Genomic DNA, 12,029 nt, shown 5'->3' on the forward strand with positions numbered 1-12,029 from the left:
CCATCAACCAGGGGACCGTCATCGGAAACCACCGTCGCAGACGTGGCATACATTTCTTAAAAATCAAGCCAAGGACATCGTGCGACGGCTTTCGCATTACTTTAACTATTACCACATCTCCCGCGCGCATCTCGGATTGGAGAAGGATTGTCCTGTTCCAAGATCGGTGGTGCCTCCCGAGAACGGGAGATCGGTTTCAAAACGCAGTTCAGAAACCGGTGAGACACTACGGCTCATCCTCAAAATCCAACAGGTCGACGGGAATGATCTCCACCGTGCCCGAGTCGAAACACGACAGCGCAACGTGAGGGACACTGCTGAGGCCGACGAAGACCGCGTATATCGGCGCCTGGCCCGTCTCGGGTACGGGATAGGTCTTCTTATCGATGTAATTGCCAGCCGAGCTGTAGTGCGACAGGGTGTACGTGTTGTTGATCGCGCTTGTGCTCACGACGAGATACGTATCGTCCGGCAGTTCTCTGACGTCGATGCCGCGCGGGCCGGCGCCGACAGTCGTATTCTGGATGTTGCTGATCGATGCTCCACCACTCCACAGGAAGGTCGTCAGCGTGCTCGAGCTGGAATTGCTGATCGCGTAGAAATCACCTACCCCACGTATCTGTCTAGGAAAGGATTGCGCGCTGCCGATCGCGGTGCCATCGACCAGGATGTCCTGGCGGGCGTGGTACCCATATCTGGCCGGTGCTGGTGATTATCAGCGCAGCTCTGGTCGTGTTGTGCGCGATGCAGCTCACTATCTCGCCGGTCAGGCCGGGAAAGCTGTTGGTGAAGAACAGAGAGACGAGGGTGGGGGAGCCTTCGAAGCGTCCCGTCGCCGGATTAAAATCCAGGAACCCGGCCCGTGTTCGTTGGGCGGAGCTGAAGCCGGGGGAGTTATTGATGCTCCCGTAGTCACAGGCGTCTGCTATCGGGGTTGCGTGAGCCAGCATCATCCCGTATTCGCCCGCGGTCGAGTTCCAGTACGTGATATAGTTGTATTCCTCTTCCTCGTAAATGAACAGACATCGTTCTATCGCGCTGCCCTGGCCCGATATTGGAAGAACTCCGGCCGCATTGGCCCGCGTAATGGTACCCACCAGCTCCGCTGATACGATGTAGTGATCCTGGTTCTTCACGAGACGGTAATATTTCACTCCCTCATAGGCGGCAACGTAGAGCCACGGGTCCGTCGGCGCGCCCAGCGGCGCCGGGTCATTGAGGACTTCATAGGCGACACTGATTCCTTTGAGCGCCGCCATTCCCGTCGCGATGGAAATCGCCGGTGGCAGGGGCTCCGGATCACTGACCAGAAAATGAATGGGCTTTGCCCGCAGATGTATCTTGGATTGCCCGATGGTCGCTCCGTCGGGCAAGGGCAGATGCATCCCCGGTATGTCCATGAACTCGAGATCGGCTTCGAGACTCGTGGTGAATTTTACGTCTCCAGCCATCCCCGGATACAATTCGACAGTCCAACTGTACATGGTCCGGTTCTCATGTAGTTCCTCGACCTCTTCAGGATCCCAGGGGGTACCCGGCAGCAGGAGGGAGTAGAAATTCCACTGTCCCGGCAATGAGCCCATCAGCGGGTTGTCGAGTGTCAGCCCTCCGCTTCCTCGTAATATGACAAAGAGGTCGAAGGGGCTCCCTCTGTCCTCGACCAGGGGAGGCGATGCGTCGTCACTGAGTTTGAATTCGGCTTCTAGTGTCAGCTTCGTATACCCGTTGTCTTTCGCGCTCGGGTCCGCGGGATTGCCGATAACGAGTTGAGACCATCCCATTGTCTCGGCAGTGATCGTGACGTTGTTTTCCGTGTCCGGGTCGAGGTCGTAGACAAGAACCTGGCTAGGGGCCGAGTTCACGTCGGTCGTCCTGACGATGCCAAGAAGCAGTGGATACTCCTGCGGATCATCCGCTTTGCCCGCCGTCTGAGGGACCGGCGGCGCAGAGAAACTGAAGCTGATCTCGGCGGGAGCCGTCAGCCCCAGATCCGGCGGGGCCTGCTGTGCCGCTGAGTTCTGCCGGCTCGTAAGGCTGTGGGGTCAACACGTCGTCGGTCTTCTCACAGCCGAGCATGAAGGCTGTCAGACAGGCGATGGAGATAGGAAGTGCGCTGGATTTCATCATGTACATCCCCCGGGTTAACAGTCCACACGAAAACTGTGGAGGGATAGTACTATCAATAATGCATCACAGTCAAAAGACTGTTACCGACGGCGGGTGGTTATGCTTACTATACCGGGGAGCCGCAATGAGCTGCATCGAAATGGGTGGTTTATCTGGTTAGCAAAGACCCTGTTGGCTTAGGACATCTGGATTCGCTATATTTGTAAGTATCATAGAGTTTCGCGGATATGGGAAGTGATTGACGCACACGTTGTGGCACCGGGCCCCTTTGACAGCGGGGCACTCGTTTTGAAGGCTGAGATTGGTGATTTGACTATCGGACGCACCTATTCATTGAACCGCGGTTTGCAGGAATGAAAGGGATTTCGCTATGAAGAAAACTCTCATCGTAATTGCCGCGCTATTGCTCCTGCTCGTGGCAGCACTGTTCATAGTGCCGCTGGTATTTGAGGGGCAGATCAAGGAAATGGTCAAGCATGAAGCCAACAAGCGCATGGCTGCCGCTCTCGATTTCGATGACATCGGCCTCAGCCTGATCAGACATTTCCCCAAAGCAACACTCACGATCGACAAAATGATAATCGTCAACAAGGAGCCATTTGCCGGCGATACCCTGCTGGTGCTGCCGGAATTCGAGGGGACAGTCAATCTCGGCAGTCTTATCGGCGGCGGCCCGCTGGAGATCGTGTCTATTCACCTGATTGAGCCGCACATGAATCTGCGGGTGGGGCAGGATGGACGCAACAACTGGCAGATATTTGCCGAATCGCCCCCGGAAGATGTATCCGCGGTGGACGCGTCCACCAAGCCGTTCAATCTGGCAGTACAAACCTATGAAATTAAGGATGGCCATCTCAGTTACCAGGATGAGGCCGGCGGCGTGCAGGTGCTTGTCGCGGGATTGCGGCATCAGGGGCATGGTGATTTCAGTCAGAGCCAGTTCCTATTGGCGACCCATACCGAGATTGCGGCAATGACCGTTTTGATGCAGGGAACAACCTATCTCAGCGAAGCGCAGGTTGTGGCAAAGGCGGATATCAATGTGGACCTCGTGAACAAGAAGTACGTTTTCGCTGATAATGAGATACGTCTCAATGATCTCGCGCTTGCATTTACTGGGTGGGCTGCTCAGCGTGGGGAAGAGGTGGAACTTGATCTGAGGCTTGGTGCCCCTGAGGCTGATTTGAAAAGCCTGCTGTCGATGATCCCCTTTGTATATCAAAAAGACTTTGAGGACCTTTCCGCCGAGGGCCAACTGAAATTGGCCGGCGAGATCAAGGGTGTCAGCAGCAAGACGTCGCTTCCGAACTTCGACATCAGCGTCAATCTCAATGAGGGCCGGGCGAAATACTCGCAGATGCCGACCTCAATTGATCAGGTGCAAATGACTCTCCAAATCAGCAACCGCGGTAAAGAACCTGATGATGTCGTGGTTAAACTTGACAGCCTTCATTTCGAGATCCTCGGCAAGGCGGTTGACATCACCGGCTCAGTGAAAACGCCGCTGTCCGATCCCCTGCTTGACTTGAATATCATAGGCTCCGTGGATCTGGGAACTGCCGTCAATATCGCCCCGCTCGAGCAGGTACCCGACCTCAAAGGCGACCTGCGGTCGGAGTTGCATCTGAAGGGCAATTTGTCGGATGCCGAGAAGGGCCACGCCGACAAGTTCAGTGTCAGCGGCGTACTGGTCTTCACCGATGTGGATTATGGCTCCGCGCAGCTTCCCGAACGTCTGAAAGTGAGCAACGCTCAGATCACCTTTTCGCCGCAGCGAATCACACTTGACAAGCTAATAGCCAAAGTCGGCAAGAGTGATGTCAGCGCCAATGGGCTGCTGGAAGATGTTGTCGGTTACATCTTCGCCAAGAAGACGCTCAAAGGTACGCTTGTTGTCAAGTCGAGCTTCCTTGATCTGAATCCCTGGGTGACCGACGAGAGTGAAAAGTTGCAGGCAGTGGAACTCCCGGCTGGTGTTGAGATTCTGATGCAGGCTGATTTCGGACGCGTGCTTTACGATAACCTGGAATTGGCCGATGCTGCCGGCAATCTTCAACTGAAGGATCAAATACTGAGCTTGCTCGATCTGCATACGAAGACATTGGGAGGAACGGTCGTTGCCAGCGGCAACTATAGTTTCATCCCGCCGAAACGACCTCATCTCTTCCTCGATGCCAAGGTAACCGAACTGAGCATACCGACCACCTTTGAAAAGCTGGAAGCAGTACAGCGTTTCGCGCCCATCGCACATCATCTGGTGGGTTCATTTAGCGGCGAGATCAATATCGACTCCGATCTCGATGCCGCATTGCTGCCCATGTGGCAGGAATTCTTCAGCAAAGGTCAACTCCGTATTCCCAAGGTTGATTTGAAGGGATTCGCACCGCTCGACATGGTAGCCGACAACCTCCAGCTTGCCAAACTCAAGAATCCCTCAATGCACAACCTGGATCCGGCCTATCTAATCGAGGGCGGCCGTTTCCGACTCAAGCCGATCGACTTTTCCATAGACAATTACCTGATCACAGTCTCGGGTTCGAACGGACTCGATAAGTCAATCGACTACAAACTGACAATCCATGTCCCCGCATCTGAACTCAAATCGAAAACGAACTCTTTCATCTCACAACTGGTGGGTCAGGACATCGCCGCTCTGACCAATGAAACGATTGTGATCGATGTGGCCATCGGGGGCACCCTGACGAGTCCCAGTGTCAAGACTTCACTCGCGCAGATCATCAAGGGTGCGGTCACTGATCCACTCAAAGACGCCGTCACGGCTGAAGTGGACAAACAGAAACTCGAGGCAGAGAAGAAGGCGCAAGAGGAAATCGCCAAGCAGAAACTGGAGCTTGAGAAGAAAAAGAAAGAAGCGGAGGAGAAGATCAAGAACAAGCTGAAGGACTTGTTCAAGAAACCGTAAGCTGAGAGATGTGCATCCCGATAAGTGTGCCACAAAAGCGAGGAAAGGGGATCAGGATTGACTGATCCTTCAGAATGTGTAAGTGCGGTTTTGTGAAAGCATGATCATTGCCCGTATCCACGGGCGGGTTCCGCGCCGGCTACCGCCGCTCCAGTTTTCCCTTCCAGAGTTCATCCAGGAACACTTGCCATGGTAGGATCCGTATCCCACCGACCTGCCGGACACGTGGTTCTAAACTCACGCAGATCATCTGCTTGAGTTTCTTCTCCTCTGAGAGGGCTCGCAAACCCCTAAGATCATCAGAAGTAATATTCTTCTTAGCTTTCGCCTCAATGGCCGTGTGATCGCCAATGATAAAGTCAACTTCAAAACCTGAGGTGGATCGCCAATAGCTCAAGATTTCGCCGGATACAGAATCTCTTTGGCAGCGAAGCTCGTGGAAAATGTAAGTTTCAAAGGCTTCACCGAACTCCGGCGTGCCGATCCTGAATGCCCTGCCCTGCAGGGATGCCACGACTCCAACGTCGAAAAAGTAGTACTTCGAACTCACGATGGGCTTTCGTTTAAGAGACTTTTTCCATGCCGGAAGCTCATGAACAATGAGTGTGTCCCTCAAGATATCGAAGTAATCGTAGACGGTTGTCCTTGCCACCTGCGCGTCGTTTGCGACCTTTGTATAATTCACAATAGTGGCATTGCAAAGGGCGGCGATGCGTAGGAAGCGGCTGAAAGCGGGTACATTGCGGGTAGCGCCCTCCGCGGCAATTTCTTGCTGCAGATATGAGCCCACATAGGCTTCCAGATCTGCAGCAGGATCGTCGGAGAAGTAGATTGAAGGGAGGAGACCCCGCGAAGCCATCTTCAACAGATCGAAACGATCACCCAGCTCTTGATAAGTCAATGGATGAAGAAACTTCGTGCGGACTCTACCTCCCAATAGATTGACCCCTCCTCGTCGGAGTTTGCGTGCGCTTGACCCCGTGAGCAAGAATCGAAGCCCTCGGGATTCAATCAGGCGGTGAACCTCATTCAAAAGTTCCGGGAGTCTCTGAATCTCGTCAATGACGATGACGCTGTCCTTTGGGGAGATTTCCTCTTCCAATCGGCCCGGATTATTGCTGAGCGCCAGAAAGACGGAAGAATCGAGGAGATCGAAGATTCGGGCGTCGGCCAGAGAGCGGCGGATTAAGAAGGTCTTGCCGGTCTGACGGGGTCCGAACAAGAAATGAGATTTCTTCTGCAGGAGAGCATTTAGATCCAGGGTACGCGTTACTTCTACCATGTCGGCCTCCAGAATCGTCGTCTATTTCGTCATTCAGGATGCCAAATGACGACTATATTGTCAATTGGTATTCAACCCAAAGCAACTATTCTATCTATCTATTTGGGGGGCTATCGGTTAGGTATGCGAAACCAGAAACTCGACGTGAGCTGGAATCAGAGAATGATGAGAAAATGGTCCCGCACGGGGAGCCACCGGAAGCCGCCTCGAAACGGGGCGGTTTGTTTTGTTAACGGAGACCCCGGTGGTGAGAGCTGCTGGGATTCGCTATATGTGTAAGTGTCATGGAAGGTATCTAGCGTTTATTCTCGCGGGAATTGAGTTTTAATAGGCCCCACGTGGTCGGAATAGGGGCTGGTGTCGGAACGGAGGAAATTGGGCAGCCAATTGGAAGAGCGCCTATCAACCCGCAGTCGGTATTATCCGGGTGGTGACCGGGCAAGCAGGGGGAGCTGGCAGTCAGGGTGAAATCGCCGTTGTCGGGATCACAGAATTGAGGATCGGCGCTTATATGCCCGTCTACGCCGAAGGGGCCAAAATCGATCAAATTTCCATACACGTCATTGCAGGAGCATTCAAGATGCTCCAAGCTAGCGTTCCCACTCCCCACATTGAAAGCAATAATGTTATTCTTGTAGGTCCCAGATCCGGTGTGCTCGATGATTCCACCATAGGATCCACTCTCGTTAAACGCAAAGGTATTGCCTTCGATGAATGCAGTATTGCTGTGAAAGCGGAAGAGCGGGAAGTCAGAGCAGGTATTGTTGACGACCACATTTTGTCTAAATGTAAGAGTACCGTCAAATGTTCCAATGATATCTATACTGCTGAAGTTGCCTTCAATCCAACACCCACTTATGGTGGGGGACGCAAAAAGAATCTCCAATGCGGCTCCCGACAAGGCGTTGTTTTCGACAATGTGAAGACCCTTAAAGACCGGGGTGCAAAGATCGGGAGACGGCGACCCCTCGACATTGATCGCTCCACCGCCGGGGGCGCCATAACCTCCTTCTCTGCCATGCGTGAGTGTGAGGCCCTCCACTACGGCTTCAGAGCTGATATTCCCCGCATATTCTGCCCAACAGACAACAACTCTTCCCTGGTCCTGAGCATCGAGTATCGTGACTTCGGGGCCATCGGAGCTGTGAATCCAGATACTGTCTTTCATTGTGATGATTGTGTTCCAATCTCCCCACGGGTCGGGATGCAAATCGGAATACACACCGGGATGGATCAGGACATCATCCCCCGCCGAGGCGGAGTCGATCGCTGCTTGGATGGTCGGTGCGTCACCACTCCCGTCCTCGTAGACATGCCATGTTTCAGAGTATGAAGGCTGTACCATAGATTGGAGCAAAGCAAAAGCCATGGCAACCAGTACAAAAGACCGATTCACATACATTTCACACCTCGCTTGCGGCTCCCTCAATACTAGTCACTCGACCTCGCCAATAGTATAAGGCCAATTGGGCTCGGCCGTCAAATGGAAGGCGTAGTCTCCCATAACTGACTACTAAATAGGAGGTTGCGGTTGTATAAGTAGTTTTTGTGTAACAATGCAAAGCAATGAAATGGGGTAAGGTTACCCTACGCCGCTTTTCGGACATTACAGGCATGGGCATGCATAACGCTCGCAATAACATTTTTCAAATCATTATTGTTGATCGGTTTTGCAATATAGCCATTCATGCCGGATTCTAGACACCTTTTCTGATCTTCTTCCAAGGTATGCGCGGTTACGGCTATTATTGGTATATCACGATACCAACTATCGGAATGTCTAATAATGCTTGTGGCCTCGAAGCCATTCATTACAGGCATCTGAATGTCCAACAGGATGAGGTCGAATTCTCCTGATGCCAACTTGTCCAAAGCAACAGCACCATTTTCTGCTATTTTAGTGCTGTGGCCGGCCCTCTTCAGCATGGCCGACGCAACCATCTGATTGACGACGATATCTTCTACCAGAAGAATGTCCAAACTGTTCGATTCCTGCGGTTGCGTCTCCTGGTATTTCTTTGGTGAATAAGCGCTATACTCAGATATCTCAAGCGAAAGGTTTTCTTTCTTGACGGATTGGCCCGGCCCGAAACATGCATTGAATTGGAATGTGCTTCCCTGTCCAACTTCGCTTTTTACCGAGATTGATCCTTTCATCATTTTGAGAAGCTGACGGCAAATTGTCAGACCGATTCCCGTGCCGCCGTGTTCTCTTGTATGGGATCCGTCTGCTTGGCGAAAGCTGTCAAAAATAGAATCCATATTTTCTGAAGAAATGCCGATTCCCGTATCGCAAATTGTAAATTCGATCAAGATCGTATCTTGATTTGGAGGGATTGACTTGCTTCGCCGAATGTGAAGCTCTATCGAACCTTTATCGGTGAATTTCTCTGCATTTCCAACGACTTCCTTAAGCACCTGATGCAGAGCATTTCTATTTCCTTTCAGGTTGATGGGGACATCGGAATCGATGATAATTCGAAATTCTATTCCTTTGTCGCGAATACGAGTTCCCTTGATAAAATCGATTTCATCCAGTAAGTCGGTTAGTTTGAAGTCGTGCTGACCAAGCGGATGGTCGCCACCTATAATGTTTGAAATCTCGAGAATATTGTTCATTATCTCCAGAAGCGAATCGGCTGAATGCTTGACGATTTCAAGATTCTCGCGCTGGTCTTCGTCGAGATCAGAGTCCAGGGTCAGCATTGTCATGCCGATGATTCCGTTCATGGGTGTCCGGAATTCATGACTGATATTCGCCAGAAATTCGCTTTTAACCTGATTTGCATCGTTGGCAATGGCCATTGCGTGTTGCATCGCTACTTCGGCACGCTCGCGTTCTTTGATTTCCTGTTGAAGCGCTCGATTTTGTTTTCTTATGCCATATGTCCGGAACCTATAGAATGCAATGATGAAAAATAGCGCTATTAATATGACAATTGATCTGAACCAAAGGGTTTGCCAAAATGGCGGGGTTATGGAAATATTAAGTGAAAGTGCGTTTTCGTTCCACACATTGTCGCTATTGGAAGATTTGACAAGAAAGACATAATCGCCTGGCGGCAGGCAGGTGTATGTCGCAAATCTCCGTGAACCTACATAGTTCCAATCGCGTTCGAAACCCTCCATCATGTAGGCGTATTGATTGCGTTCCGGAGTGACAAAATGTAACCCTGAGAATTCAAAAGTGAATACATCCTCGCGGTATGATAGGACGATATCTTTTGTGTCTGTAATTGCACGATCAAGAATTACTGAAGCATTGATTTCAGAACCTATTGTCACGCTTTTATTGAATATTAGAATATCCGTGATTATGACATGCGATAGATATGGATTATCCATGATATCATCCGGGAAGAAGGCGTTGAATCCGTTAATGCCCCCGAAGAACATTTCTCCTCGTGCGCTTCGGTAAAATGAGCCTCCGTTGAATTCATTACTCTGCAGGCCATCTCTGGTATCAAAATTCCTGAATGTTTCGGTTCGCGGATCGAATTTCGACAGACCCATGTTGGTGCTCAACCAAAGGATTCCGTGATCGTCCTGTAGAATGCCATAAATGGCGTTACTGGCCAGGCCGTCTTGAATCGTATAACTGGTAAACGCGCCGGTTTGCCGATCGTATCGATTCAAACCACCGGCATAAGTTGCAATCCACAAGATTCCGGAAGAATCCTCGACAATTGAAAACACATGATTTTCGCTCAAGCTGTTCGGATTATCAGGATCATTTAGATATCGGGTGAACATCCCGGTTTCACGGTCGAGCCGGCAGATTCCACCTCCTTCCGTTCCTATCCAAAGCACATGTCCTGCTTCATCTTCATCCTCATAGATACTGCGGATGTAGTTATTGCTGATGCTATGTGGATTCGTTGTGTCGTTTTTATAATTAGAAAATGTTGAGCTTTGACGGTCAAAACTGTCGAGCCCGCCGCCATATGTTCCAATCCATAAAACTCCACCACGGTCCTCATAAATAGTGCGGATCTGGTCCGCGCTGATTGTTTTTGGATCATCCGGATCGTGGCGGAAACTCGTAAATAATTTGCTTTCACTGTCGAAGCGGTTCAAACCGCCCCCATTGGTTCCTATCCAGAGAACATGCGCACGATCTTCATAGATGCAGCGGACGAAAGCGTTGCTCAGACTATTGGGGTCGGATGGATCCGGCTGAAAATTCTCAAGGCTATTGGTGGTTCGATCCAACCGGTCAAGACCATTGCCGTGGGTTCCAATCCAGAGGATCCCCTGATGATCCTCAATGACCGACCAAATGATGCTATGGCTGAGCATTCCTCCTGTAATTGTATTGGGCTTGTAATGGACGAAAGCCTTGGATTCGAGATCGAGCTTATCGACGCCACCGCCATAAGTTCCGATCCAGAGAACTCCGGAGCGATCCGCATACAGTGCGCGAACATCATCTCGACTCAAGCTGCCCGGACTGTTCTGCAAGCGATTATAGCGAGTCAAATGGCCGGTATGCCGATCCAAACGGTTGAGGCCGTTATTTGTTCCGATCCAGAGAATTCCGGATGCGTCTAAGCAAATGGCTTGGATATTGTCGGAATTTATGCTGTTTGGATCCGAAGGATCAAATGTGTAAGATGTGACTTGGTTGTTATATTTGTCAAACTTAATCAAGCCGCTTTCTCCGGTTCCGACCCAGAGGACGCCGTCATCGTCTTCGATCAACGCTTGCACCGTAATGTTTTGTGGAAATTTGGAAGTCTCACTTGTATTTCCAACGCGTTTGAAGCTGTATGCTGGTACGGCATCGAACGACCCACGGGTTTCTGTCACGTCAGGCGTATGCAAGATGTCGAGGCCATTATCCGTACCGATCCAGACAGTTCCTGACCGATCCGTAAATAATGCGTTGATTGTGTTACCGCTGATACTTTTGGGATTCTCGGAGTCGCTGAGGAATTGCTTAAATGTTCCAGCTGCGGGGTCATACCTGTTCAAGCCGAGATCAGTGCCTATCCATATCGCTCCAGATCGATCTTCGGTGAGAGAATGCACGATCTCATTGCTCAAAAAACCGGAGCTTCCGTCGGTGCTTTGAAAGCGTGTAAACGTATTTGTTGCCGGATCATAGCAATTCAGACCGCCGTGAAAGGTTCCGATCCAGAGCAAGCCACGGCTATCTTCCATGATAGTGAGGATGTCACTATAGCTCGGACTGTTAGCGTCATCCGGATTATGCTTAAAAATGCGGAAATCATAACCGTCGTAGCGATTCAGTCCATCCTCGGTTCCGAACCACATAAATCCTCGTTGGTCCTGGATAATACATTTTACGATGCTTTGCGAGAGACCCTCATTGAGCGAAATCTGTACGAAATTGGTCTGGATACCCATTGAGGGATTGTTTGAGCAGAGCAGGACGCATATGGAAATGAAAATAAAGACGAACAATTTGCGCCATTGCTTGGCTGAGCCACTCAGTTCGTTAGACGAGGCCATCTTGATATCCCGCATTGTAGAGTGATCATACAGCAAAGGACCCCTATCCAATGGGTATTCTTGTCTTTCCCGAAATACGGTATTTTGATCTATATCGGGTTAATTTTGGATAATCTTGATTGGAAAATTCATCTTCTGAATAGAACCGGCCGCGCGCCGGAGATGCTATTCATTCCCCCTTTTCAAGGGCGCTGCACAATCTGCTATCATGGAACCTGTTTC

7 protein-coding genes are annotated in these 12,029 nt (G+C 50.8%); 1 reads left to right on the forward strand and 6 read right to left on the reverse strand.

Going from position 1 to position 12,029, the window contains the following annotated elements; genetic code table 11:
* Positions 1–226: 226 nt before the first annotated feature.
* The 3 genes from KJ970_02465 to KJ970_02475 form a co-directional block, all read right to left on the reverse strand.
* Positions 227–451: a hypothetical protein gene (locus KJ970_02465; protein MBU2689762.1), complete on the reverse strand. Its 225-nt coding sequence runs from the start codon at positions 449–451 to the stop codon at positions 227–229.
* 172 nt (positions 452–623) lie between these two features.
* The gene (locus KJ970_02470; GenBank protein MBU2689763.1) at positions 624–1,862 is read right to left on the reverse strand and encodes a hypothetical protein; all 1,239 of its coding nucleotides are present in this window, start codon (positions 1,860–1,862) and stop codon (positions 624–626) included.
* Positions 1,863–1,908: 46 nt separating this feature from the next.
* Entirely contained in the window at positions 1,909–2,127 is a 219-nt protein-coding gene (locus KJ970_02475; protein MBU2689764.1) for a hypothetical protein, read from the reverse strand.
* Between the two features lie 370 nt (positions 2,128–2,497).
* On the opposite strand from KJ970_02475, the gene KJ970_02480 reads away from it, so the two are divergent.
* Positions 2,498–5,050, forward strand: coding sequence for an AsmA-like C-terminal region-containing protein (locus KJ970_02480; GenBank protein ID MBU2689765.1), 2,553 nt, complete (start codon positions 2,498–2,500; stop codon positions 5,048–5,050).
* Positions 5,051–5,189: 139 nt separating this feature from the next.
* On the opposite strand, the gene KJ970_02485 is transcribed toward KJ970_02480, so the two are convergent.
* The 3 genes from KJ970_02485 to KJ970_02495 form a co-directional block, all read right to left on the reverse strand.
* Positions 5,190–6,332 (reverse strand): AAA family ATPase, encoded by a 1,143-nt coding sequence (locus KJ970_02485; protein MBU2689766.1) that lies wholly within the window; start codon positions 6,330–6,332, stop codon positions 5,190–5,192.
* Positions 6,333–6,627: 295 nt separating this feature from the next.
* Positions 6,628–7,677: a DUF5123 domain-containing protein gene (locus tag KJ970_02490; protein MBU2689767.1), complete on the reverse strand. Its 1,050-nt coding sequence runs from the start codon at positions 7,675–7,677 to the stop codon at positions 6,628–6,630.
* 242 nt (positions 7,678–7,919) lie between these two features.
* Positions 7,920–11,822, reverse strand: a complete 3,903-nt coding sequence (locus KJ970_02495) for a response regulator (protein ID MBU2689768.1) — start codon at positions 11,820–11,822, stop codon at positions 7,920–7,922.
* Between the last annotated feature and the right edge of the window lie 207 nt (positions 11,823–12,029).

It is taken from the genome of Candidatus Eisenbacteria bacterium (genome assembly GCA_018831195.1).
In the GTDB taxonomy this organism is placed as follows: domain Bacteria; phylum Eisenbacteria; class RBG-16-71-46; order CAIMUX01; family JAHJDP01; genus JAHJDP01.

Coding starts and splice junctions, on each gene's coding strand:
- KJ970_02475 (MBU2689764.1), bottom strand. CDS start 2,127: ATGATGAAATCCAGCGCACTTCCTATCTCCATCGCCTGTCTGACAGCC.
- KJ970_02480 (MBU2689765.1), top strand. CDS start 2,498: ATGAAGAAAACTCTCATCGTAATTGCCGCGCTATTGCTCCTGCTCGTG.
- KJ970_02495 (MBU2689768.1), bottom strand. CDS start 11,822: ATGCGGGATATCAAGATGGCCTCGTCTAACGAACTGAGTGGCTCAGCC.
- KJ970_02485 (MBU2689766.1), bottom strand. CDS start 6,332: ATGGTAGAAGTAACGCGTACCCTGGATCTAAATGCTCTCCTGCAGAAG.
- KJ970_02490 (MBU2689767.1), bottom strand. CDS start 7,677: ATGGTACAGCCTTCATACTCTGAAACATGGCATGTCTACGAGGACGGG.